21 protein-coding genes are annotated in these 23,971 nt (G+C 71.9%); 9 read left to right on the forward strand and 12 right to left on the reverse strand.

Annotation, left to right across the window (positions count from 1 at the left end):
• The first annotated feature begins 50 nt into the window (after positions 1–50).
• Positions 51–2,258 (forward strand): catalase/peroxidase HPI, encoded by a 2,208-nt coding sequence (gene katG / locus J5Y09_RS10040; protein WP_209351627.1) that lies wholly within the window; start codon positions 51–53, stop codon positions 2,256–2,258.
• A gap of 110 nt (positions 2,259–2,368) precedes the next feature.
• Here katG and J5Y09_RS10045 read toward each other — a convergent pair whose 3' ends face one another.
• Positions 2,369–3,109, reverse strand: a complete 741-nt coding sequence (locus tag J5Y09_RS10045) for a DUF3750 domain-containing protein (protein ID WP_209351628.1) — start codon at positions 3,107–3,109, stop codon at positions 2,369–2,371.
• A gap of 130 nt (positions 3,110–3,239) precedes the next feature.
• Between J5Y09_RS10045 and yghU the strand changes: the two genes are divergently transcribed.
• The 3 genes from yghU to J5Y09_RS10060 all read left to right on the forward strand — a co-directional run bounded on the left by yghU (position 3,240) and on the right by J5Y09_RS10060 (position 6,425).
• Positions 3,240–4,112, forward strand: a complete 873-nt coding sequence (yghU, locus tag J5Y09_RS10050; RefSeq protein ID WP_209351629.1) for a glutathione-dependent disulfide-bond oxidoreductase — start codon at positions 3,240–3,242, stop codon at positions 4,110–4,112.
• Between the two features lie 71 nt (positions 4,113–4,183).
• Positions 4,184–5,176, forward strand: coding sequence for a Bug family tripartite tricarboxylate transporter substrate binding protein (locus J5Y09_RS10055; RefSeq protein WP_209351630.1), 993 nt, complete (start codon positions 4,184–4,186; stop codon positions 5,174–5,176).
• A 43-nt stretch (positions 5,177–5,219) separates the two neighbouring features.
• Positions 5,220–6,425 carry a M20 aminoacylase family protein gene (locus J5Y09_RS10060; RefSeq protein WP_209351631.1) on the forward strand — a complete coding sequence of 402 codons (1,206 nt, stop codon included), beginning with the start codon at positions 5,220–5,222 and terminating at the stop codon, positions 6,423–6,425.
• Positions 6,426–6,482: 57 nt separating this feature from the next.
• Here the strand turns inward: J5Y09_RS10060 and J5Y09_RS10065 are convergent, their stop codons facing one another.
• Positions 6,483–7,733, reverse strand: a complete 1,251-nt coding sequence (locus tag J5Y09_RS10065; RefSeq protein WP_209351632.1) for an MFS transporter — start codon at positions 7,731–7,733, stop codon at positions 6,483–6,485.
• A gap of 171 nt (positions 7,734–7,904) precedes the next feature.
• On the opposite strand from J5Y09_RS10065, the gene J5Y09_RS10070 reads away from it, so the two are divergent.
• On the forward strand, positions 7,905–9,020 hold the full coding sequence (locus tag J5Y09_RS10070) for a THUMP domain-containing class I SAM-dependent RNA methyltransferase (RefSeq protein WP_209351633.1): 1,116 nt from the start codon (positions 7,905–7,907) through the stop codon (positions 9,018–9,020).
• Between the two features lie 9 nt (positions 9,021–9,029).
• On the opposite strand, the gene J5Y09_RS10075 is transcribed toward J5Y09_RS10070, so the two are convergent.
• From J5Y09_RS10075 to J5Y09_RS10085, 3 genes are read right to left on the reverse strand one after another with little or no spacing between them, the layout of a single operon-like run.
• Positions 9,030–10,451 carry a sigma-54-dependent transcriptional regulator gene (locus J5Y09_RS10075; protein ID WP_209351634.1) on the reverse strand — a complete coding sequence of 474 codons (1,422 nt, stop codon included), beginning with the start codon at positions 10,449–10,451 and terminating at the stop codon, positions 9,030–9,032.
• 13 nt (positions 10,452–10,464) lie between these two features.
• The gene (locus J5Y09_RS10080; protein WP_209351635.1) at positions 10,465–11,829 is read right to left on the reverse strand and encodes a sensor histidine kinase; all 1,365 of its coding nucleotides are present in this window, start codon (positions 11,827–11,829) and stop codon (positions 10,465–10,467) included.
• A gap of 7 nt (positions 11,830–11,836) precedes the next feature.
• Positions 11,837–12,412 carry a cytochrome b gene (locus tag J5Y09_RS10085; protein WP_209351636.1) on the reverse strand — a complete coding sequence of 192 codons (576 nt, stop codon included), beginning with the start codon at positions 12,410–12,412 and terminating at the stop codon, positions 11,837–11,839.
• Between the two features lie 263 nt (positions 12,413–12,675).
• Here J5Y09_RS10085 and J5Y09_RS10090 point away from each other — a divergent pair, with 263 nt between their 5' ends.
• The 3 genes from J5Y09_RS10090 to arsJ are packed head-to-tail and all read left to right on the forward strand — an operon-like array spanning position 12,676 to position 15,813.
• Positions 12,676–13,536, forward strand: a complete 861-nt coding sequence (locus J5Y09_RS10090) for a metalloregulator ArsR/SmtB family transcription factor (protein WP_209351637.1) — start codon at positions 12,676–12,678, stop codon at positions 13,534–13,536.
• Positions 13,533–14,576 carry an ArsJ-associated glyceraldehyde-3-phosphate dehydrogenase gene (locus J5Y09_RS10095; protein ID WP_209351638.1) on the forward strand — a complete coding sequence of 348 codons (1,044 nt, stop codon included), beginning with the start codon at positions 13,533–13,535 and terminating at the stop codon, positions 14,574–14,576. The genes J5Y09_RS10090 and J5Y09_RS10095 overlap by 4 nt, the downstream gene beginning before the upstream one ends.
• Positions 14,577–14,580: 4 nt before the next feature.
• Entirely contained in the window at positions 14,581–15,813 is a 1,233-nt protein-coding gene (arsJ, locus tag J5Y09_RS10100) for an organoarsenical effux MFS transporter ArsJ (RefSeq protein WP_209351639.1), read from the forward strand.
• A gap of 9 nt (positions 15,814–15,822) precedes the next feature.
• On the opposite strand, the gene chrA is transcribed toward arsJ, so the two are convergent.
• The 7 genes from chrA to J5Y09_RS10135 form a co-directional block, all read right to left on the reverse strand.
• Positions 15,823–17,031, reverse strand: a complete 1,209-nt coding sequence (chrA, locus tag J5Y09_RS10105; RefSeq protein ID WP_209351640.1) for a chromate efflux transporter — start codon at positions 17,029–17,031, stop codon at positions 15,823–15,825.
• Between the two features lie 137 nt (positions 17,032–17,168).
• Entirely contained in the window at positions 17,169–18,236 is a 1,068-nt protein-coding gene (gene pqqE, locus J5Y09_RS10110; RefSeq protein WP_209351641.1) for a pyrroloquinoline quinone biosynthesis protein PqqE, read from the reverse strand.
• Complete coding sequence (gene pqqD, locus J5Y09_RS10115) at positions 18,233–18,490, reverse strand: pyrroloquinoline quinone biosynthesis peptide chaperone PqqD (protein ID WP_209351642.1); 258 nt, start codon at positions 18,488–18,490, stop codon at positions 18,233–18,235. The genes pqqE and pqqD overlap by 4 nt, the downstream gene beginning before the upstream one ends.
• The gene (pqqC, locus tag J5Y09_RS10120) at positions 18,487–19,203 is read right to left on the reverse strand and encodes a pyrroloquinoline-quinone synthase PqqC (protein WP_198374629.1); all 717 of its coding nucleotides are present in this window, start codon (positions 19,201–19,203) and stop codon (positions 18,487–18,489) included. The genes pqqD and pqqC overlap by 4 nt, the downstream gene beginning before the upstream one ends.
• 2 nt (positions 19,204–19,205) lie before the next feature.
• Positions 19,206–20,108, reverse strand: a complete 903-nt coding sequence (gene pqqB / locus J5Y09_RS10125; RefSeq protein WP_209351643.1) for a pyrroloquinoline quinone biosynthesis protein PqqB — start codon at positions 20,106–20,108, stop codon at positions 19,206–19,208.
• 22 nt (positions 20,109–20,130) lie between these two features.
• On the reverse strand, positions 20,131–20,211 hold the full coding sequence (pqqA, locus tag J5Y09_RS24890) for a pyrroloquinoline quinone precursor peptide PqqA (RefSeq protein WP_232474646.1): 81 nt from the start codon (positions 20,209–20,211) through the stop codon (positions 20,131–20,133).
• 102 nt (positions 20,212–20,313) lie between these two features.
• A complete protein-coding gene (locus J5Y09_RS10135; protein WP_209351645.1) occupies positions 20,314–20,985 on the reverse strand; it encodes a cyclic nucleotide-binding domain-containing protein in 672 nt (223 codons plus the stop codon).
• Between the two features lie 289 nt (positions 20,986–21,274).
• On the opposite strand from J5Y09_RS10135, the gene J5Y09_RS10140 reads away from it, so the two are divergent.
• The gene (locus J5Y09_RS10140) at positions 21,275–23,956 is read left to right on the forward strand and encodes a nitrate/nitrite transporter (RefSeq protein WP_280845424.1); all 2,682 of its coding nucleotides are present in this window, start codon (positions 21,275–21,277) and stop codon (positions 23,954–23,956) included.
• The last annotated feature ends 15 nt before the right edge of the window (positions 23,957–23,971 follow it).

Genomic DNA, 23,971 nt, shown 5'->3' on the forward strand with positions numbered 1-23,971 from the left:
CGCAGCCCGGAAATTCGCGTCGAACAACGCAGTCGAGAACGGAGAGAGAGATGGACGGAAACAGCTCGAGCGCCGGCAAGTGCCCGGTGATGCACGGCACGCCGACCGCCGCGCGCTTCACCACCCGGTCGAACCGCGACTGGTGGCCGAACGCGCTGAACCTGCGGATCCTCAGCCAGCACTCCGCCAAGTCGAACCCGATGGGCGAGGCCTTCGACTACGCCGAGGCGTTCGGGAAGCTCGACCTCGAGGCGCTGAAGAAGGACATCTTCGCGCTGATGAAGGTGAGCCAGGATTGGTGGCCTGCGGACTACGGCCATTACGGGCCGCTCTTCATCCGCATGGCCTGGCACGCTGCGGGCACCTACCGCACGGCCGATGGCCGCGGCGGCGCCTCCAACGGCGCGCACCGCTTCGCGCCCGAGAATTCCTGGCCCGACAACGGCAACCTCGACAAGGCGCGCCGCCTGCTGTGGCCGATCAAGCAGAAGTACGGCAACAGCATCTCCTGGGCCGACCTCTTCATCCTCGCGGGCAACTGCGCGATCGAATCGATGGGCCTGAAGCCCTTCGGCTTCGGCGGCGGCCGCGTGGACATCTGGGAGCCCGAGGAGGACATCTACTGGGGCACCGAGGACACCTGGCTCGGCGACAAGCGCTACTCGGGCGACCGCATGCTCGAGAACCCGCTCGCGGCCGTGCAGATGGGCCTCATCTACGTCAATCCGGAAGGGCCGAACGGCAACCCCGACCCGATCGCCTCCGGCCGCGACATTCGCGAGACCTTCGCGCGCATGGCGATGAACGACGAGGAGACGGTCGCCCTGGTCGCCGGCGGCCACACCTTCGGCAAGGCGCATGGCGCGGGCCCCGCGCAGCATGTCGGCCCTGAACCGGAAGGCGCGCCGATCGAGCAGATGGGCCTGGGCTGGATCAGCAGCTGGAAGTCGGGCAAGGGCGGCGACGCCATCACCTCCGGCATCGAGGGCGCCTGGAAGCCCAACCCCACCACGTGGGACATGGGCTATTTCGACATGCTGCTGGGCCATGAGTGGGAGCTGCACAAGTCTCCCGCCGGCGCGCATCAGTGGCATCCGAAGGACCGCGCCGCCTGGACGCTGGTCGAGGACGCGCACGACCCGTCCAAGCGCCACCCGCCGATGATGACCACGGCGGACATGGCGATGAAGATGGACCCCGAGTACCGCAAGATCTCGGAGCGCTTCCACAAGAACCCCGACCAGTTCGCCGACGCCTTCGCCCGCGCCTGGTTCAAGCTGACGCACCGCGACATGGGGCCGAAGGTCCGCTACCTCGGCTCGCTCGTGCCGAAGGAAGACCTGATCTGGCAGGACCCCGTCCCGCCGGTGACGCACAAGCTGGTCGGCGCGGCCGAGATCGCCGCGCTCAAGGCGCAGATCCTCGCCACGGGCCTGACCGTCTCGCAGCTGGTGCAGACCGCCTGGGCCTCGGCCTCGACCTTCCGCGGCTCGGACCGCCGCGGCGGGGCGAACGGCGCGCGCATCCGCCTCGCGCCGCAGAAGGACTGGGAGGTGAACCAGCCCGCCCAGCTCGCCGAGGTGCTGGCGAAGCTCGAAGGCGTGCAGAAGGCGTTCAACGCCTCGGCCACCGGCGGCGTGCAGGTCTCGCTCGCGGACGTCATCGTCCTGGGCGGCTGCGCGGCGATCGAGGCGGCGGCGAAGGCGGCCGGCCATGACGTGACGGTGCCCTTCGCGCCGGGCCGGACGGATGCGACGGCCGAGCAGACCGACGCGGCGTCCTTCGCCGTGCTCGAGCCCGAGGCCGACGGCTTCCGCAACTACCGCAAGGCCCGCTTCACCATCTCGGCCGAGGAGCAGCTGGTCGACAAGGCACAGCTGCTGACCCTGACCGCGCCGGAGATGACGGTGCTGGTCGGCGGCCTGCGCGTGCTGGGCGGCAACCATGCCGGGTCGCCGCACGGCGTGCTGACGACGCGCCCGGGCAAGCTGACGAACGACTTCTTCGTCAACCTGCTCGACATGGGCACGGCCTGGGCCCCGACCGACGAGACGGCCGAGGAGTTCCAGGGCCGCGACCGCGCGACGGGCACGGTGAAGTGGACCGGCACGCGCGTGGACCTGGTGTTCGGCTCGAACTCCCAGCTGCGCGCCCTGTCCGAGGTGTACGCCCAGGCCGACAACCAGGCGAAGTTCGTCAGCGACTTCGTCGCGGCCTGGACGAAGGTGATGAACCTCGATCGCTTCGACCTCGCCTGATCCAGGCGGCTACAGCACTATCCGGTCACACCGATTCAGTGTGACCGGATTTCGTGCTGTAGAAGAAATGGCTGCCCCCGGGCGCGGCGCGAATGTCGCACCCGGGGCGCCTATTGGACGCCGATGCGCCCGAGCCCCGGCAGCTTGATCGCCGGCCGGCGCAGATCGATCCCGGCCACCCCGCCGAGGATGTTGACCTCGATCCCCTCCACCCAGCCGATCGTGACGCCGGCATAGCCGCCGAGCGTCAGCCGCAGCCCCGTGCCCGATCCGGTGGCGCGCAGCCAGCGCCCGTCATGGGGAAAATCCTTGCCGATCGCGGTGGGCGGCAGCACGGCGCCGGCGTCCGGCACCGCTTCCAGCAGCGCGGCGACGAAGGTGTTGGAATTGGGCCCGGGCCAGACGCGGTAGTCGCCGCGCTGGCGCCAGGGATAGGCCGCGACCGCGGCCTCGATGCGCGGGATCATGCGCGCCGCCGCCTCCCCATCCGCCGCGAAGACGACCTGCGGCGCGCGGCCGAACCAGCGCCCATCGGCCGCGAAGCCGTTCACGCGGATCGGGTCGCCCCAGGCGGTGACGTCGTAGCGCGTGTAGTCCTCCGTCCCCTCAGGCTTGACCACCACCCAGCTGTGCACGGCGACGATGCCGCGCCAGCGCACGGTGGGCGCGGCGAAGACGCGCAGCAGGGCGGGCGCGTGCGCGGCGGCGGGCGGCAGTTGGCCGGCGCTCGACCGGTCCGCCTGCCACCAATCGGCGCCGACATCGTCGCGCAGGTGCAGCCCCGCGGCGACCCCGATCGGCAGCAGGTAGACCAGGACGAACAGCACCAGCAGGCGTCGCAGGATCTTCATCGTCCCGTCGCATGTGCACGCCGCGCGACCGTGGGCAAGGGCGCGGTCGCGGCCCGCCCCTGGCGCGGCGCGCGGGAAGGCCCCACCTTTCGGGCACACCCCATCCACGAAGCCACCAGGAGCCCGTCGCATGAGCTCGACCGACGACTACGTGCCGCCCAAGGTCTGGACCTGGAACAAGGCCAGCGGCGGGCAGTTCGCCAACATCAACCGCCCCATCGCCGGCGCGACGCATGAGAAGGACCTGCCGGTCGGCCGCCATCCGCTGCAGCTCTACTCCCTCGGCACGCCGAACGGGGTGAAGGTGACGGTGATGCTCGAGGAGCTGCTCGCGCTCGGCCACGGCGGCGCCGAATACGATGCGTGGCTGGTCCGCATCCGGGACGGCGAGCAGTTCGGCTCCGGCTTCGTCGCGGTGAACCCGAACTCGAAGATCCCCGCGCTGCTCGACCGCAGCGGGCCGACGCCGGTGCGCGTGTTCGAGTCCGGCGCGATCCTCACCTACCTCGCGGAGAAGTTCGGCGCCTTCCTGCCGCGCGAACCCGGCCCGCGCGCCGAATGCCTGTCCTGGCTGTTCTGGCAGATGGGCAGCGCGCCCTATCTCGGCGGCGGCTTCGGGCATTTCTACGCCTATGCGCCGTCCAAGATGGAATACCCGATCGACCGCTTCGCGATGGAGGTGAAGCGGCAGTTGGACGTGCTCGACCGCCGGCTCGCGGAGAGCGAGTACGTCGCCGGGCCCGACTACACCATCGCCGACATGGCGATCTGGCCCTGGTATGGCGGGCTCGCCAAGGGCTGGCTCTACGGCGCGGGCGAGTTCCTCGATGTCGGCTCGTACCGGAACGTGCAGCGCTGGACGGAGACGATCTGGCAGCGCCCGGCGGTCAAGCGCGGCCGCATGGTCAACCGCGTGCAGGGCGACCCGTCCGAGCAGCTGCGCGAGCGCCACGACGCGAGCGACTTCGAATTGCGCACCGAGGACAAGATCGGCGGCGGCTGACCCCCGCCTTCCTGGCCGCGGCGCCTTCGCCTAGGCTCCCCCGCAACGACAAGCGACTTGCGGAGGAAGCCATGGGCATCACCGGGACCGGCGCGACGCGCCGCGGCGTCATCCTCGGCACGGCGGGCACGCTGCTCGCCGCGCCGGCCATCGCGCAGCAAGGCTATCCCGACCGGGCGGTCCGCCTCGTCATCCCCTTCGGCGGCGGCGGGCAGACGGACATCGTCTCCCGCGTCACGGCGGAAGCGCTGTCGCAGCGCCTGGGCCAGCCGGTGGTGGCGGACAACCGCCCGGGCGGGGCGGGCAACCTCGCCGCCGAGGCGGTCGCGCGCGCGCCGGCCGACGGCTACACGGTGCTGGTCGCGACGCTGGGGACCAATAGCGGGCTGAACGCGCTGCTCTACCGCAACGTCGGCTACGATTCGGCGCGGGACTTCACGCCGGTCGGCATGTTCTGCACCACCTCGAACCTGCTGATCGTGCACAACTCGATCCCCGGCAATTCCTTCGCCGACATCGTCGCCTGGATCCGCGCCAATCCCGGCCGCTTCAACTTCGCATCGGCCGGCGTCGGCGCCATCACGCACCTGGTCATGGAGGATGTCGGCGCGCGGCTGAACCTCGACATGACGCACGTCCCCTATCGCCAGACGACGAACGCGATGACCGACCTGCTGGCCGGGCGCGTGCATGCGCGCTGCCTCGGCCTGCCGGAAGGCGAGCCGCTGCGCACGGCGCAGAGCGTGCGGCCCATCGCCGTCACCACGCCGGGCCCGCGCCCGGAATGGCCCGGCGTCGAGCCGATGAGCAACGTGATCCCGGGCTTCGAGGCCTCGAGCTATTTCGGCCTCGCCGTGCCCTCGCGCACGCCGCCCGAGATCGTCGCGCGGCTGAACGCCGCGCTGCAGGACGCGCTCAAGGACGAGACGGTGCGCGCCGCCTATCGCCGCGTCGGCGCCGACCCGGCCGACCCGCACCCGCCGGAGGTCTTCGCCGATCGCGCGAAGCGCGAAGGGGAACGCTGGGCGACGCTGATCCGCCGCCTGAACCTGGTTGCCGAATAGCGCGCCGCGGCCACATCGAAGCCGAAGCAGGGGAGCCCGCCGGATGGACCAGGACGACACCGCCGCGCGCATCGCGCGCCACCTGCCGGCGCTGACCGCGATCCGCCGCGACATCCACGCGCATCCCGAACTCGGCATGGAGGAGACGCGCACGGCCGCCCTCGTCGCCGAACGCCTGCGCGCCTGGGGGCTCGAGGTGACGGAAGGCGTGGGCCGGCTCGGCGTGGTCGGCACGCTGCGCGGCCGGCGCCCGGGGCAGGGCGCGATCGGGCTGCGCGCGGACATGGACGCGCTGGCGCTGACCGAGCGCACGGCCCTGCCCTATGCCTCGGCCCATGCCGGGCGGATGCATGCCTGCGGGCATGACGGGCACACGACGATGCTGCTGGGTGCGGCGCAGGCGCTGGCCGAGGCGCCGGACTTCGCCGGCACCGTCCACTTCATCTTCCAGCCCGCCGAGGAAGGTCGCGGCGGGGCGGAAGCGATGCTCGCCGACGGGCTGTTCCAGCGCTTCCCCTGCGATGCCGTCTACGGCATGCACAACATGCCCGGCATGCCGGTCGGCAGCTTCGCCACGCGGGAGGGCCCGCTGATGGCCGCATCCGGCCGCTGGACCGTGACCTTCCGCGGCACCGGCGGGCATGGCGGCAATTCCCCGCACCTCGCCAGCGACATCACCGTCGCCCAGGCCGTCTTCATCCAGGCGCTGCAGACCATCGTCGCGCGCAACGTGCCGGCCTCGGAAGGTGCCGTGGTCAGCGTCGGCCACATCGCCGGCGGCGCGCCGGAAGCGCTCAACGTCATGCCGTCGGAACTGCTGGTGGGCGGGACGATGCGTGCCTTCACCCCGCCCGTGCAGGCGCTGGTGGAACGGCGGATCGGCGAGCTCGCGGCGCAGGCGGCGGCGATGGTCGGCGCGACGGCCGAGGCGAAGCTGTGGTGGAACACCGTCCCGCTGATCAACCATGGGCGGGAGACGCAGGCGATGCTCGCCGCCGCGCGCGCCGTCGCGGGCGATGCGGGCGTCGATCCCGCCACCACCCCGGTCACGGGCGGGGAGGATTTCGCCTACATGCTGCGCGACAAGCCGGGCGCCTTCGTCTTCATCGGCAACGGCACGGCGCCGGACGGCCAGGTGCACGAACTGCACACGCCGATGTACGACTTCAACGACGCGGCGCTGCCGCACGGCATCGCCTTCTGGGTCGGGCTGGTGCGGCAGGAACTCGGCATTCCCGCCGCGGGCTGAAGCGCCGCCGCGGCCGATGCCGCGAAGCCGGGGGCCGCGGATGCGGCCCGCCCGGTATCAGCCATGCCCGGCATTGGCCGGCGCGCCGCGCGGCCACAGATGCGCCCGCCAGCGCCAGGCGATGCCGGCCGTGCAGGCCAGCGCGAGCCCCGCATAGGCCAGCCCCGTCGCCGCGAAGCCGAACCAGGCGACCAGCGGCCCGGACGCCAGCAGGCCGAGCGGCAGCCCGTAGACCGCCAGCATCCGCAGCCCCATCACCCGCCCGCGGAAGCGGTCCTGCGCCACGCGCAGGATCAGCACCGCCATCGGCACCATGCAGAAGGACTGCACGAAGCCGGCCAGCGCCAGCACCGCCATGCCCGCGCCGGGGCTGCGCAGCACGGCGAAGGCGAGCAGCAGCGCGAACCAGACGAAGGCCGCGAACAGCATGGTGCGCGCCGGCGGCATGGGCCCGCCGCGCGCGCTGAGGAAGACCGAGCCTGCCAGCGCGCCGGCCGCGAAGCTCGCCACCAGCGTGCCGAGCCCGGTCTGCCCGATGCCGTAGATGTCGCGCGCGACATGCGCGAGCAGGCCGCCGGTCAGCGGATAGGCCAGCGCATTGGCCAGGAAGGCGAGCACCATCGCCGCCATCAGCGGCGGCGTGGCGCGCACATGCGCGACCCCTTCGGCCAGTTCGGTCCACACCGCGGGCGCGCGGCCGGTGGCGCCCTCCGGCCGCGATTCCTCGACGCCGGCCAGCAGCGCGAGGCTGATCAGGTAGAAGCCCAGCACCGCGAGATAGGCCGGCCCGATGCCGATCCAGGCGACCAGCGCCGCGCCGGTCAGCGCGCCCACCACGCGCGCGGCGTCGGCGCTGGTGCGCTCGATGCTCATCGCGCCCATCAGCAGCGGCGCGGGCATGGTCGCGCCGATCAGCGCGTTGCGCATCCCCATGTCCGACGGCCGCACCAGCCCCGACAGCATCGCCACGCAGAAGACGGCGACGATGCCGAGCGTCCCGGTCAGCGCCAGCGTGGCGAGGATCGCCGCCAGCGCCGCATAGGTCGCGCGCATCGCGACCAGCACGCGCTTGTGCCCCGCCCGGTCGCCCATCACGCCGAACAGCGGGGAGATCAGCGTGCCGAGGAACTGCAGCGCGCCGAAGGTCGTCAGCCACACCACCGACCCCGTCTCGCTCAGCACGAACCAGGCGAGGATCAGCGTCTCCATCTCGAACGCCCAGGAAGTGGCGAGGTCCGCCGGCCATTGGCGGCGGAAGGAACGCTGGCGGAAGGGCGCCAGCATCGTGGCGCGCGGAACGCTGCTCACCTGGCGCGGCGGCCCTGCATGGATCGTTTCCCCCGCGGCGGAGCGTCCCGCCGCCCCCCGACTATGCTGCCGCCGGCCGGCGCTGCGAAGGGGGGCATGCGGGGCGCGGTGGGCTTCCGCGCCGGGGGATGGCAGAAGGGGCGCGGCGCATGCCAGGGAGCGGCGCAGCAGATGGCGAACGACGAGACCTTCGAGATCTTCCTCTCCGCGCCCCCGGGCCTCGAATCCGTGCTGGCCGAGGAGGTCGGGCTGAAGGGATTCAAGCGGCCGCGGGAGGTGCCGGGCGGCGTCGTCACGCGCGGCCTCTGGCCCGATGTGTGGCGCGCGAACCTCTGGATCCGCGGCGCGGGGCGCGTTCTCGCGCGGCTCGACGCGTTCCGCGTGGTGCATCTCGCGCAGCTCGACCAGCGGGCGCGCCGCGTGCCCTGGGCCGCCGTGCTGCGGCCGGACATCCCCTTCCGCGTCGAGGCGACCTGCGCGACGTCGCGCATCTACCACAGCGGCGCGGCGGCGCAGCGCATCGCCACCGCGATCCGCGAGACGCTGGGCGCGCCGGAATCGCCCGAGGCCGGCATCCTGGTCCGCGCCCGCATCGAGGACGATGTCTGCACCATCAGCGTCGACACGTCGGGGGAGCCGCTGCACAAGCGCGGCTTCAAGGAAGCGGTGAACGCCGCGCCGATGCGCGAGACGATGGCGACGCTGTTCCTGCGGCAATGCGGCTTCGACGGCAACGAGCCGCTGCTCGACCCGATGTGCGGCTCTGGCACCTTCGTGATCGAGGCGGCGGAGATCGCCGCGCGGCTCAACCCCGGCCGGGCGCGGCGCTTCGCCTTCGAGGACCTCGCCACCTTCGACGCGGAGGCCTGGTCGCGCATGCGCGCGCCGCGCAACGCGCGCGAGCCCGCGCATCGCTGCCACGGCCTCGACCGCGACGCGGGCGCCGTGGCGATGAGCCGCGCCAATGCCGAGCGCGCCGGCGTCGCCGCCTGGACCGAGTTCCGCCAGGCGCCGATCAGCGAGGCCCGCCCGCCCGAGGGCCCGCCGGGCCTCGTCATCGTCAACCCACCCTATGGCGCGAGGCTGGGCGACGGCCGCGACCTGCTGCCGCTGTACCAGGCGATGGGCCGCGTGCTGGCGGCGCATTTCGCGGGCTGGCGCGTCGGCATGGTGGTGAGCGAACCGCGCCTGGCCCATGCGACAGGCCTGCCCTTCCTGCCGCCCGGCCCGCCGGTGCCGCATGGCGGGCTGCGCGTCCAGCTGCACCGGACGCCGCCGCTCGCCTGATCCGGCGCGTCAGCCGACGTCCGGCGCGTCGAGCCCGTACTTCGTCATCCGGTAGCGCATGGTGTCGCGGCTGATGCCGAGGTCCCGCGCGGCGCGGGAGACGTTGCCCGCGGTGCGCTGCAGCGCGCGCAGCAGCACTTCCCGCTCCATCTCCGGCAGGGTCTGCTCCCCGATCGCCATGGGCGCGGCGGGCGCGGCCATGGCGACGGCCACGGCGGGCGCTGCTTCCCCGCCCATGCGCGCGAAGGCGAGATGCGCCGCGCGCACCACCCCGTCAGGGCCGGCCGAGAGCACCGCCTGCTCCATCACGTTGCGCAGTTCCCGCACATTGCCCGGCCAGTGGTGGCGCCGCAGCGCGGCGGCCGCGCCTTCGTCCAGCGTCAGCGCATCCCGCCCGTAGCGGCGCGCCTGCTGGGTGAGGAAGTGGCGCGCCATCAGCTCCACATCCTCCTGCCGCTCGCGCAGCGGCGGCGCCGTCAGCGTCACGACCGACAGGCGGTAGTAGAGGTCGGCGCGGAAGCGGCCCTCGCGCACGAATTCCTCGAGCGGCCGGTGCGTCGCGGCGACGATCCGCAGGTCGACCTGCCGTTCGCGCACCGCGCCCAGCCGGCGCACCGTGCGGTCCTCCAGCACCTTCAGCAGCTTGGCCTGCACCGACGGCTCGACATCGCCGATCTCGTCGAGGAACAGGGTGCCGCCATGCGCCGCCTCGATCAGGCCGATGCGCTTCTCCCGCGCATCGGTGAAGGCGCCGCGCTCATGGCCGAACAGCTCGCCTTCGATCAGCTGCGCCGGCAGGGCGGAACAGTTCAGCTCGATGAAGGGGCGGGCGGCGCGGGCGCCGTCGAAATGCAGCGCTCGGGCGATCAGCTCCTTGCCCGTGCCGGTCTCCCCGCGGATCAGGACGGGCGGCGGCGCCTCGTCCGGCGGCAGGCTGCGCTCGGCCTTGATCAGCCGGACGATCTGCTCCCGCAGCGCGGCGATGGGCGCGGAGGCGCCGAGGATGGCGCCGAGGCCGCCTTCGCGCGCCTCCCGCCCCTGGAAGTAGCTGAGCGCCTCCTCCATCCTCTCCTGGCCCAGCACGCGGTCGAGCAGCAGCCGCAGCTCGCCGAGGGCCACGGGCTTGGTGAGGTAGTCCACGGCGCCGGAGCGCATCGCCTCCACCGCGTTCTCGATCGTGCCGTGGCCCGTCAGGATGATGACCTTGGCGTTGCGATCCTGGCCGCGGATGCGCGCGAGAAGGTCGAGCCCGTTGCCGTCCGGCAAGGCGAGGTCGAGCAGCACGACATCGGGACGGAACTCGTCGAAGGCGGCCCAGCCCTCGCGCAGCGTGGCGGCGAGGCGCACCTCGAAATCGGCGCGGCTGAGGTAGCGGCCGATGTTGCGCGCGAGCGTGCCCTCGTCCTCGATCACCAGGACGGCGTGACTCATGGCCTTCTTGTCCTCAGGCAGCGGCCGGCAGCCGGATCACGGCGCTGGTGCCGCCGCCCCGGCGTGGGCTGAGCGTCAGCCGCCCCTCATGCCGTTCCACGATGCGCCGCGTCAGCAGCAGGCCAAGGCCCGTGCCGCGCGCCTTGGTCGAGTAGAACAGGTTGCCCGCCTTGTTGCCGGCGGGCAGGCCGACGCCGGTGTCGGCGATGATCACCTCGATCTCCCGCCCGCCGGCGACGAGGCCGGTATGCAGCCGCAGGTCGCCGCCCTCCGGCATCGCCTCGATCGCGTTGGCGAGAAGGTTCTCGATCGCCTGGCCGAGCGCGGCCGGTTCCCCGCGCACGGCGGGCACGGCGGCGAGGTCGGTCGCGACCGTGACGCCCTGGCGCGCCGCGCGCGCGGCGAAGGTGCGCGTGCAGTCCTCGATCAGCTGGTTCACGTCCACCGGCTCCTTCGCCAGCGGCTCCCGCCGCGCCTGGAGCAGCAGGTCGCGCACCCAGGCGTCCATGCGGTCGGCCTCCCGCTCGATATCGGCGAGGCAGGCGGCGGCGCCCTCGGCATCCTCGGTCGCGGCGAGTTCCGCCGAGGAGCGGATCGAGGCGAGCGGGTTGCGGATGCCATGCGCGACGGCGGAGGCGACGGCCCCGATCGCGGCGAGGGATTCGGATTCCACGATCACGCGCTGCTGCTCGCTGATGATGCGCCGCGCGCGAAGGCCGATCCAGAGAAGCGAGGCGTAGAGCAGCGCCGCCATCAGGAAGGCCGCGATCCAGACGAGGCTGATGGTCCGGTCGAGCCATTGGAACAGCGTGTCGGGCAGGCGATACACCTCGACGACGCCGATCACGTGCCGCCGGTCGTCGTCCCAGACGGGGATATAGGCTTCGACGAAGCGGCGGGTTCCGACGCTCGCGTCGAGGTCCTCGTGCTCCGCCTTGCCCGCCGTCCCCGTCTCGATCACCAGCCGCCCGGCCAGCGCATCGTCCAGATGGGGGTTGCCGGCGAAGCGGCGGCCGATCATGGCGGCGTTGCTCGACCACAGCACGGAGCCGTCGCTGGCGAAGACGTTGGCGCGCACGACGTTCGGCAGGTTGGCGACGTGGTTGAAGAAGTATTCGAGCGGCTCGCGCGATTCGGCGGCGGTGGGGTCGGCGAAGTAGGTGCGGATGCGGTCCGCCACCATGATGCTGTCGAGGTACTGGGCGCTCAGCTCCGTGTCGTGCTGGAGCATCTGCCGCGTCAGGAAGCCCGACAGGAAGGTCGCGGTCCCGACCCCGAAGACGATGATGCACAGCAGCGTCAGCACGGCGAACCAGTGCAGCACGTCGAACCCGCGCGTGCGCGGCGTGAGGAGGCTGAGGCGGGATGCGATCGACATCGAATTATTATGCGGTATGTGCGTCGAGGCGAACAGGCTCGACCGGCGCACGCCGGGCGGCGGAAGGCAGCATCCGGGTCAGCACCGCGTCGCGGCGGGCGAAGTGGTGCCAGAGCGCGGCGGCCACGTGCAGCAGGACGAAGGCGGCGATCGCCCAGCCGATATAGGTGTGCGCTTCGCGCCAGATGCGCCCGCCGCCGATCGGGAAGGGCGGCGGGATGACGATGTCGAAGACCGCGAGGCGGCGTCCGCGCGCCCAGCGGTCGAAGGCGCCGGTGACCGGCAGCGCCAGCATCATGGCGTAGAGCGACAAGTGCATCGCCGTCGCCGCCCAGCCCGCGAGGCCGGGCTCCCTCGCCTTGAGCGCCGGCACCAGCAGCCGCCGCACCAGCCGCACCAGGAGCAGGCCGAGCACCAGCGTGCCGAGGCTGTAGTGAATCATCATGACATAGTCGCGCTGCGGGCCGCGCGGCCAGTCCTCGAGCATCAGGCCGAGGCCGAAGGCGGCGGCGACGAGCAGCGCCCCCGCCCAGTGGAGCGCCCTGGTGACCGGCGAGTGTGGGGCCGTGTCCTGGTCGTGCATGGTGCTGCCCGCTTCTCCCCCCGGCGATGCCGGATCCTGGCCGGGCAACGCATGGCGTGTGCCAGCGGGCCGCGCCGCCCGGGGTGCCGGCGAAGTCATTGAAAAGAAGGGAATCGCCTTCGGGCGCCATGTCCTGGCCTGGGGAAATCCCCCGATGTCGGGTCCGGCCCGCCTGGGACCATTCCCCCACTGCCCCGCCCCGAGATGCCCCGCGTCATCGAAGATTCATCCAGCTGGCATTTCAATTCGAATAACATCGAATCATGGAAACGACGGATGCGGCCTTCGCCTTCGGGGCGCTCGGGCAGGCGACACGGCTCGACCTTCTCCGCGCGCTGCTCGGCGCCGGGCCGAGCGGCCTCGCCGCGGGCGAGATCGCCGCGCGGCTCGGCGTGCCGCCCTCGACGCTGTCCTTCCATCTGCGTGCGCTGGACCAGGCGGGCCTCGTCGCCGCGACCCGCCAGGGGCGCAGCCTGATCTACGCGGCGCAGGTCGAACGGCTGCGCGCCCTGCTCGCCTTCCTCGCCGAGGCCTGCTGCGACGGCGATCCCGCCCGCTGCGGCGGCCTGCACCGTATCCTCGAACCCCTGGGGGAGACCGTCCGGATGACCCCGGCGACCTTCAACGTCCTGTTCCTCTGCACCCGCAACTCGGCGCGCTCGATCATGGGCGAGGCGATCCTGAACGACATCGGCCGTGGCCGCTTCCGCGCCTTCTCGGCCGGCTCGGACCCGTCGCCGGGCGGCCCGCTGCCGGAGGTGCTGTCGCAGCTGAAGGCGCTCGGCCACGATGTCGCGGCGCTGCGCTCGAAATCCTGGGACGAATTCACCGGGCCCGGGGCGCCGCGGATGGATTTCGTCATCGCGCTCTGCGACACGCTGGACCTGCAGGCCTGCCCGGACTTCGAGGGCACGCACGTCACCGCCGCCTGGCCGCTGCCGGACCCTGCGAAGTTCTCCGGCGGGTACACCGAACGCGCGATGCTGCTGAACGAGCTCTACGCCGCGCTGCATCGCCGCCTGTCGATCTTCACCAGCCTGCCCTTCGGCACGCTGGACCGGATGGCGCTGAAGGCGCGCATCGACGAGCTGGCGCGGCCGCTCGCGGCGGGGGCACGGGCATGAAAGTCGGCATCAACGGCATGGGCCGCATCGGGCGGCTCGCGCTGCGCGCCGCGACGGGTGCGGCGGAACGGCAGGCGGACGACCCGCGCGCGGGCAACCGGCTGGAGGTTGTCCACCTGAACGAGGTCAAGGGCGGCGCAGCCGCCACGGCCCATCTGCTGGCCTTCGACAGCGTGCAGGGCCGCTGGCGCGCGCCGATCGCGGCCGAGGGCGCCGGGGCCATCCGCATCGGCGACCGCCGGCTCGGCTTCAGCGAGCAGGCGCAGCCCGGCGCCATCCCCTGGGGCGAGCTCGGCGTGGATGTGGTGCTGGAATGCACAGGGAAGTTCCTCAGCCCCGAGACGCTGCAGGGCCATCTCGACCGTGGCGCGAAGCGCGTCATCGTCGCCGCGCCGGTCAGGTTCGACAGCGTGCTCAACGTGGTCGTCGGCGTGAACGAGCACCTGTACGACCCGGCGCGGCACCCGATCGTCACCGCCGCATCCTGCACCACCAACTGCCTCGCCCCGGTGGTGAAGGTGGTGCACGAGGCGATCGGCATCCGCCACGGCCAGATCACCACCATCCACGACCCGACCAACACCAATGTCGTGGTCGATGCGCCGCACAAGGACCTGCGGCGGGCGCGCTCGGCCATGCTGTCGCTCCAGCCGACCACGACCGGCAGCGCGACCGCCATCGCGCTGATCTATCCGGAGCTGAAGGGCAAGCTGAACGGCCATGCCGTGCGCGCGCCGGTGCTCAACGCCTCGCTCACCGACTGCGTCTTCGAGATGCGGCGGGAGACGAGCGCCGAGGAGGTGAACGCGCTGTTCCGCGCCGCCGCGGCCGGGCCGCTCGCCGGCATCCTCGGCTATGAGGACCGCCCGCTGGTCAGCGCCGACTACGCGCGCGACACCCGCAGCAGCACCGTGGACGCGCTGTCCACCATGGTCACCGACGGCACGCTGCTGAAGGTCTATGCCTGGTACGACAACGAGATGGGCTATGCCTGCCGCATGGTCGACCTCGCCTGCCACATGGCGGATGTCGGGATCTGACGGCATGAGCAGCGCCGCCGCCGCCGCATCCCAGGGCACGCGCAACTACGTCATCGTGACGCTCGCCTATTGGGGCTTCACGCTGACCGACGGCGCGCTGCGGATGCTGGTGCTGCTGCATTTCTTCCGGCTGGGCTATTCGCCCTTCACCCTCGCCTTCCTCTTCCTGCTGTACGAGGCGGCGGGGATCGGCGCGAACCTGGTCGGCGGATGGCTCGCCGCGCGCTTCGGCATCGCGCGCATGCTGGCGGTCGGGCTGGCCACGCAGATCGCGGGCTTCCTGCTGCTGTCCTCCGTCTCGCCCGATTGGGGCGCGGCGCTGTCGGTCGGCTGGGTGGTGGTCGCGCAGGGTGTCTGCGGCATTGCCAAGGACCTGACCAAGACGGCGTCGAAATCCGCGATCAAGCTCACGGCGGGCGATGCCTCCGGCCGGCTGTTCCAATGGGTCGCCTTCTTCACCGGCAGCAAGAACGCGATGAAGGGGGCGGGGTTCTTCCTGGGCGGGCTGTTGCTCGAGGCGCTCGGCTTCCGCGGCGCGCTCTGGGCGATGGCGGCCGCGCTGGCGATGGTGCTGGCCGGCGTCGCGCTGTCCCTGCCGCCGCTGATGGGCAGGGCGCGCGCGTCGACATCGGCGCGCGAGCTCTTCGCGAAATCCACCGGCATCAACCTGCTCGCCGCCGCGCGGGTGTTCCTGTTCGGCGCCCGGGATGTCTGGTTCGTGGTCGGCCTGCCCGTGTTCCTCTACGCCTCGGGCTGGACCTTCACGATGGTCGGCGCCTTCCTCGCGGCCTGGACGATCGGCTACGGCGTGGTGCAGGCGAGCGCGCCCGCCCTGGTCCGGCGCAGCGCGGACGGGCTGTCCGCCGAGGTGCCGGCCGCGCGGGCATGGTCGCTGGCGCTGGCCGCCGTGCCCGCCGCGCTGGCGGCGATGATGCTGGCCGGCATCCCGCGCGCGGATCTTTTCGTAACGGCCGGGTTGTGCGTCTTCGGCGTGTTCTTCGCGGTGAATTCCTCCGTCCATTCCTACCTGGTGCTCGCCTATGCGGGCAGCGAGAAGGCGGCGGAGGATGTGGGCTTCTACTACGCCGCCAATGCCGCCGGGCGGTTCGGCGGCACGCTGCTGTCTGGCCTGCTGTTTGGCTGGGGCGGGCTCGTCGCCTGCCTGGCCGGCGCGGCCGCGATGCTGGCGCTGTGCTGGGCCTTCACCCTGCGCCTGCCGCGGCGGCGGGAAGGCTGACGCGCCTCGTCACAGGCCGTGGGCGAGCACCCCGGCCACCGCCGTCGCCGCCACCACCGCCCAGGCCGGCAGCTTCCACAGCACCAGCGCGGCGAAGGCGGCGAGCACGATGGCGAAATCCGCCGGCGCCTTGACCCCCGCGGTGAAGATCGGGTCGTACAGCGCGGCCAGCAGGATGCCGACCACCGCCGCGTTCACGCCGCGCAGCATGGCCTGCGCCAGCGGCCGCGTCCGGAACCCGTCCCAGAAGGGCAGCATGCCGTACATCAGCAGCAGCCCTGGCAGGAAGATCCCGACCAGCGCGATCGCCCCGCCGAGCACGCCGTTCGGGAAGGGCGAGGCCGCGGCGCCGAGGAAGGCCGCGAAGGTGAAGAGCGGGCCGGGCACCGCCTGCGCCACGCCATAGCCGGCGAGGAAGGTGTCCGCGCTCATCCATTCCGGGACGAAGCTCGCCTCCAGCAGCGGCAGCACGACATGCCCGCCGCCGAACACCAGCGCGCCGGCGCGGTAGGACGCCTCGAACAAGGCCAGCGCCTGCGGTCCGCCGACCGCGACCAGCGGCAGGCCGAGCAGGATGCCCAGCGCGAGCAGCAGCGCCACGGCCCCCGCCCAGGCGGGCACGGTGAAGCCGAGCCTCGTTTCCGTCGCGGGCGCGCCGTCGCGCAGCAGCGCGACGCCGACCCCCGCGCCCGCCAGGATCACGCCGATCTGCGTCCAGGCGCTCGGCAGCAGCATCAGCGCGATGGTGCCGGCCACGGCGAGCGTCGCGCGCGTACGGTCGGGGCAGAGGCTGCCCGCCATGCCCCAGACCGCCTGCGCCACGACGGCGACGGCGACCAGCTTCAGCCCATGCACCACCCCCGCGCCCGTCCCGCCGGCGGCGAGATCCACGCCATAGGCCGCCAGCACCATCACGATCGCCGAGGGCATGGTGAAGCCGAGCCAGGCGGCGAGCCCGCCGGGCAGCCCGCCGCGCATCACGCCGATGGCGAAGCCCGTCTGGCTGCTGGCCGGACCCGGCATGAACTGCGCCAGCGCCACCAGGTCGGCGTAGGATTGTTCGGTCATCCACTTGCGGCGGGTGACGAATTCCTCCCGCAGGTAGCCGATATGCGCGACCGGCCCGCCGAAGGAGGTCAGGCCGAGGCGCAGGAAGATCATCAGGATCGTGGCGAAGCCGTCCCGCTGCGCGGCGGCGGGCGGCGATGTCTCGGTCATGGTCGCGTCTCCGGCTCGGCGCGGTCCTGACAGAATGCTGCGCGACCGCGGGGGCGCAAGTGGGAGGGGCGCGGCAATCCTCATCGCCGGTCGCGACGCGCGCGCGGGCCTCCGGCGGGGGCTGACGAAGCCTGGTCTCAGCCGAATTCCCGGTAGCGGAATTCGGTCGTGCCCGCCTCCGCCACCGCGGCGAGCAGCAGCGCCCGGTCGGGCGACAGCGCGCAGGCGGGGTCGGTCGCGGCGGCGTCGCCGGTCAGCGCGAAGGCCTGGCAGCGGCAGCCGCCCCAGTCGCGCTCGGCATGCTCGCAGCCGCGGCAGGGCTCGCGCATCCAGCCGGTGCCGCGGAAGCGGTTGAAGGCGTCGCTGTCCTCCCACGCTGCGCGGAGCGAGGTCTCCCGCACGTTCGGGAACGCCATCCCGGCGATCGATTCCGCCGCGTGGCAGGGCAGGATGCGGCCGGAGGGTGCGACGGCCAGGAAGCGGTTGCCCCAGCCGCCCATGCAGGCCTTGGGGCGCGCGGCGTGGTAGTCGGGCACGACGTAGTCGATGACGAGCCGGCCGCGATGTGCGTCCCGCGCCGCCTGCACGGTGCGCGTCGCCTCGTCCAGCTGCGCGCGCGTGGGCAGCAGCGCGTCGCGGTTCGCCAGCGCCCAGCCGTAGTACTGCACATGCGCCACTTCCAGCCGCGCCGCGCCCCATTCCAGCGCGATCTCGACCAGCCGCGGCAGGCTGTGCAGGTTCTGCCGGTGCACCACGGCGTTGAGCGTCAGCGGCAGTCCCGCATCCCGCACCAGCCGCGCCGCCGCTTCCTTGCGCGCATGGGCGCCGCGCATGCCGCCGATGCGTTCCGCCCCGGCCGCGTCCGCGTCCTGCACCGACAGCTGCACATGGTCGAGCCCCGCCGCCTGCAGCCGCGCGACCAGCGCCGCGTCGAGCAGCACGCCCGCGGTGATCAGGTTGGTGTACAGCCCCGCCGCGCGCGCAGCCGCCGTGATCTCGACGATGTCCCGCCGCGCCGTGGGCTCCCCGCCCGACAGGTGCACCTGCAGGCAGCCGATCTCCGCCGCTTCGCGGAAGACGCGCGCCCATTCCCCGGTCGCGAGTTCCTCCGAGGCGCGGGTCAGCTCGACCGGGTTCGAGCAATAGGGGCAGCGCAGCGGGCAGCGATGCGTCAGCTCGGCCAGCAGCGCGAGCGGCGCGTTCACGTCACCAGCGCCCCGCGCACGACCAGGTCGTCCAGCAGCGCGCGCACGTCGCCGGCGATCACCTCCCGTGGCGCGTCGAACTTCTCGGCCAGGGCGTCGATGATGGCGTCCAGGTCGCGCGCGCCATCGACCATGCGCAGCACCTCGAGCGCCGTCTCGTCCGGTACGAACATGCGTTCGGGCGCCATCACCACCCAGCGGCCGCGGGCGACGTCATGGTGCAGGCGCACGCCCGCGGCGAAGCGCGGGGTCATGGCCGGTACGCCCCCGGCGGCGGCAATCCCGGTTCGACATACGCGAAGTGCAGCGCATCCAGCTGCGACCAGAGCAGGTCGCACTTGAAGCGCAGCGCGGCCAGCACCTGCTGCTGCTTTTCCGCCGTGTCGGCGTGTTCCTTCACATAGGCCAGCGCGAAGGCGACGTCCTGCGGCGCCTGGGTCAGCCGCGGCGTGAAGTAGGCGAGGGTTTCCGCCGTGACGAAATCGTAGTTCCGCAGCATGCCCGAGACGCGCTGGGAGATGATGTCGGGGGAAAACATCTCGGTCAGCGAGGAGGCGATCGCCTCCAGCAGCGACTTCTCCCGCACGAAGCGGACATAGGCATCGACCGCGAAGCGCGTCGCCGGCAGCAGGCCGGCGAGCGAGGTCACGTAGTCGCGGTCGAGCCCCAGCCCGTCGGTCAGCGCGAGCCAGCGCTCCACGCCGCCCGGATGCACCCCGTCGCCATCGTGGTCGACCAGCCGGCGGCGCCATTCGCGGCGGAGGTCCGGCGTGGGCAGCCGCGCGAGCAGGGAGGCGTCCTTCGCCGGGATCGAGGCCTGGTAGTAGTAGCGGTTCAGCGCCCAGGCGCGGACCTGGTCCTTGGTCAGCTTCCCGCCATGCAGCAGGTGATGGAAGGGATGGTGGACGTGGTAGCGCTCGGCGCCGATCGCGCGCAGCGCGGCTTCCAGCGCCTCGGCCGACATCATGTTCAAGGCGTGATCTCCATGCCGTCCTGCGCGACCTCCCAGCCGGCGTCGCGCAGGATCGCGCGTTCCGGGCTGTCGGCCAGCAGGGCGGGATTGGTGTTGTTGATGTGCACGAAGACGCGGCGGCGGACGGGGATCGTGGCGAAGGCCTCGACCGTCGAGCCCGGCCCGGTCATCGGCATGTGGCCCATGCGCCGACCGGTCTTGGGGCCGGCGCCGAGGGCGATCATCTCCTCGTCACGGAACAGCGTGCCGTCGAACAGCACGCAATCCGCCCCGGCGAGCCGCGCGCGCAGCGCGTCCGTCATCGCCGCGCAGCCCGGGATGTAGTGCAGCGCCCCGCCGCCGGCCGAGAAGGCGACGCCGAGCGCCTCCCCGTCCTCGGCCAGGCCCGGATCGGCGCCTTGCTCGGCAAACAGAGGCACCTTGCCCGGCACGGCATAGGGCGTGACCGTGATGCCGAGCGCCTCGAAGGCCTGCCCGGGCCGGATCGCGCGGCGGCTGACGAAATCGGGGTTCAGGGCGCGGAAGATCGGGTTGGCGTCGAGCACGGCGAGGCTCTGCGGCGCCGCAAGGATCTCGAAGGGCTGGCGTTCGCGCAGGTGCAGCAGGCCGGCGATTGCATCGACCTCCGCGCCCGTGAGCAGCACGGCCCCGATCGGGGAGTTGCGCAGCGTGCCGGGGCGGGGGTGCAGGGCGGGGGTGGCGGCGATCTGCTGCCGCAGGTCCGGGCTGGCATTGACCAGCAGCCAACGTTCCCCATCCGCCGACACGGCGATGCTCGCCTGGGTGCGTGGGGGCGCGGCCGGGTCGCCGGCACGCGCGCGCAAGCAGCCGGCGCCGGCGGAATTCCATTGCGGAAACCCGCCGCCGGCGGCGGCCCCAAGGACGATCACCCGGAGCATGAAGCGGCCCCGGGCGGCCTGGTCAGCCGATCTCGGCGCAGGCGTAGCTGTTGATCTCGAGGGCGAGGGAGATCTCGACGATCTTGGGCGTCTTCCAGGCCATGAAGGAATCCTCCGTTTGGGCCGGCCCAGCGCCGGCTGCCCCTAGGATGGCCCCGACGCGCCGCGACATCAAGCGATGCCCCCCCGGGGCGGAGGGGCCCGGCTATTGCGACAGCGCCGTCCGGTCCGCCACCAGGGCCCCGGTGGCCGAGCGCCGCAGCTTGCCCTTCTGCTCGAGCGTGGCCAGGGCGCGGGAGAGCGTCTCGGGCGTCATGCCGAGCCGGGCGGCAATGGCCGCGCGCGGCTCGGGCATCGCGGCGGTGCCGGTGCCCGCTTCCTCCGGCACCCGGTGGGCGAGGAAGCGCGCCACCCGGTCCTCCGCGCTGCGCAGCTTCAGGTCCACCACCTGGTCGACCATCAGGCGCCAATGCCGCGCCAGCAGCTGGGTCGTCGCCTTGCACAGGTCGTGCGACCGGTTCACGCCTTCCCGGAAGGCATCGGCCGGGATCATCAGGACGCGGATCTCGGTGAGGGCGACGGCGGTCGCGAGATAGGGCAGGCGGAGCATGACGGCGGCGGCGAGGAAGACCTCCCCCGCGCCGAACAGCTCGATCATGGTGCTGTCCGTCCCTTCGACCTGCGCCTGCAGGCCGACGCTGCCTTCCAGCAGCATGTGCAGGAAATCCGGCTCGTCGCCCTGCTCGAACAGCCGCGCGCCGCGGGGCAGGATCTGCGTGAAGCTGGCGCGCAGCACCTCGGACATCGCGGCGGCGCCGGCCGCCTGGAAGAAGGGCGAGGTCTCCAGCAGCGTGCGGGTGCGCGAGGCGTTCGGCATGACGGGTCCCCCATCGGTGCCGCATGAGGCCGGAAGGGATCATCGACCGCCTTGATTTGAATCAACGGCCGTTCCCGCATCCGTCATCGCGGCCCTTGTCCTGCTTGGCATTGGCGCGAAATCAGCGCCCGCCCGCGCGACTTGCTTGATCAGGATCAATCGTCCCGCCCGCCTGCGATCCGATGAGTTCGCCTGCCTCCAGCGGATGAGAGGGCAGGGCATGTCACAGCAGAGCGTCACGCCGGCGGGGTTCGCGCCCGATCCTGGCGCACAGTCCCGGGCATTGTGGTTGTCCACGATCGCCTTCACCGTCTGCTTCGCGGTCTGGACGATCTTTTCCATCATCGGCGTCCAGCTGAAGCGCGACCTCGGCCTGAACGAGACGCAGTTCGGCCTGCTGGTCGGCACCCCCATCCTGACGGGCAGCCTGATCCGGCTGATCCTCGGCATCTGGGCGGACCAGTATGGCGGCCGGGTGGTCTACACCGGCACCATGGTCGCGGCCGCGATCGCGACCTTCCTGCTGGTCTTCGCCTACGACTACCCGACCTTCCTGCTGGCCGCGCTCGGCGTCGGCATCGCGGGCGGGTCCTTCGCCGTCGGCATCGCCTATGTCTCCAAGTGGTTCCCGAAGGAGAAGCAGGGCACCGCGCTCGGCATCTTCGGCGCGGGCAATGTGGGCGCGGCGGTGACGAAGTTCCTCGCGCCCGTGATCATGGTGGGCTTCGGCTGGAAGACGGTCGCGATCGTCTGGGCCGTGGCGCTGCTGGTCACCGCGGCTGCCTTCTGGTTCATGACGCAGGACGACCCCGACCTCGCGCGCCGCCGCGCCACGGGCCAGAAGCCCGAGCCGATCTCGGCGCTGATGGAGCCGCTGAAGAACGTCCAGGTCTGGCGCTTCAGCCTCTATTACTTCTTCGTCTTCGGCGCCTTCGTCGCGCTGGCGCTCTGGCTGCCGCGCTACATCATCGACACCTACGGCTTCTCGATCACCACCGCGGGCATGATCGGCGCGGCCTATTCGGTGCCGGCATCGATCTTCCGCGCCTATGGCGGCGTGCTGTCGGACCGCTACGGCGCCCGGCGCATCATGTACTGGACGCTCGGCGTGTCGGTGCTGGTGAGCTTCATCCTCTCCTACCCGCCGACCACCTATGTGGTGCAGGGCATCCGCGGGCCGATGGAATTCCGGCTCGAGACCGGCGTCGTGCCCTTCATCGTGCTGGTCTTCGTGCTGGGCTTCTTCATGAGCCTGGGCAAGGCCGCGGTCTACAAGCACATCCCGGTCTACTACCCGAACCGCGTCGGCCCGGTGGGCGGCATCGTCGGGCTGATCGGCGGCCTGGGCGGCTTCGTGCTGCCGATCGTCTTCGGCCTGCTGAACGACCTGACCGGCGTGCGGCAATCCTGCTTCATGCTGCTGTTCCTGATCAGCGCCGTCGCGCTGGTGTGGATGCACATGGCGATCCTGCGGATGGAGCGCGAGGCCGCCGCGCCGGCGCTCGCGAAGCTGCCGGAACTGCCGGAGATGCAGCCCATCCACGGCGCCGCGCAGGAAGGCGCGCTGCGCGGCCACGCCATCGCCGACTGGCGGCCGGAAGACCCGGCCTTCTGGGAGGCGAAGGGCCGCGCCGTCGCGCGCCGCAACCTCTGGGTCTCCATCCCCTGCCTGCTGCTCGCCTTCGCGGTGTGGATGGTGTGGTCGGTGGTGGTGGCGAAGCTGCCGGCCGTCGGCTTCCGCTTCGATACCGGCCAGCTGTTCTGGCTGGCCGCGCTGCCCGGCCTGTCGGGCGCGACGCTGCGGATCTTCTATTCCTTCATGCCGCCCATCTTCGGCGGGCGGCTGTGGACGACGCTGTCCACCTGGTCGCTGATGATCCCGGCGCTGGGGATCGGCTTCGCCGTGCAGAACCCGGCGACGCCCTATTGGGTGTTCCTCGCGCTCGCGCTGCTGTGCGGCTTCGGCGGCGGCAACTTCGCCTCCTCCATGGCCAACATCTCCTTCTTCTTTCCGAAGCGGGAGAAGGGCAACGCGCTCGCGCTCAACGCCGGCCTCGGCAATCTCGGCGTCAGCGTGGTGCAGTTCGTCGTGCCGCTGGTGATCACCGCGGGCGTCTTCGGCGCGCTGGGCGGCGATGCCCAGGCGGTGCAGGGCGGATCGACGCTGTGGCTGCAGAATGCCGGCTTCGTCTGGGTGCCCTTCATCGCGGCGGCGGCCTTCGCGGCCTGGTTCCGCATGGATGACCTGGCGTCGATGAAGGCGTCCTTCGCCGACCAGGCCGTGATCTTCCAGCGCCGGCACAACTGGATCATGTGCTTCCTCTACACCGGCACCTTCGGGTCGTTCATCGGCTATTCCGCCGGCTTCCCGCTGCTGGCGCGCACCCAGTTCCCCGAGGTGGACGCGCTGCAGCTCGCCTTCCTCGGCCCGCTGGTGGGCGCGCTGTCGCGGTCCATGACGGGCTGGGTGTCGGACAAGTGGGGCGGCGGGCGGGTCAGCCTGCTGGTGTTCATCGCCATGGCGCTGGGCGTCTACGGCGTCATCCACTTCATCGGCATCAAGGAGCAGCCGGGCGCCTTCTGGGGCTTCTTCGCGAGCTTCATGTTCCTGTTCCTCGCGAGCGGCGTCGGCAACGCCTCCACCTTCCAGATGATCCCCGCGATCATGGGCAAGGACATGGCGCGGCTGATGCCGGAACTCGACCCGGCGCAGCGCCGGACGCAGGCGGAAAAGGAAAGCGCGGCGATCATCGGCTTCACCTCCGCCATCGCCGCCTACGGCGCCTTCTTCATCCCCAAGAGCTACGGCACCTCGATCGCCATGACCGGCAGCCCGGTCGCGGCGCTCTGGGGCTTCCTCGCCTTCTACCTGATCTGCATCGCCGTGACCTGGGGCGTCTACACGCGCCGGGGCGGCCTGCTGCACGACATCGAGCGCGGCCGCGCCAGCGCGCCGCCGGCCACGGCCTGACCGGGAAGGACCCGA

The sequence above is a fragment of the Roseomonas nitratireducens genome (assembly GCF_017813355.1).
GTDB classification, from domain to species: domain Bacteria; phylum Pseudomonadota; class Alphaproteobacteria; order Acetobacterales; family Acetobacteraceae; genus Neoroseomonas; species Neoroseomonas nitratireducens.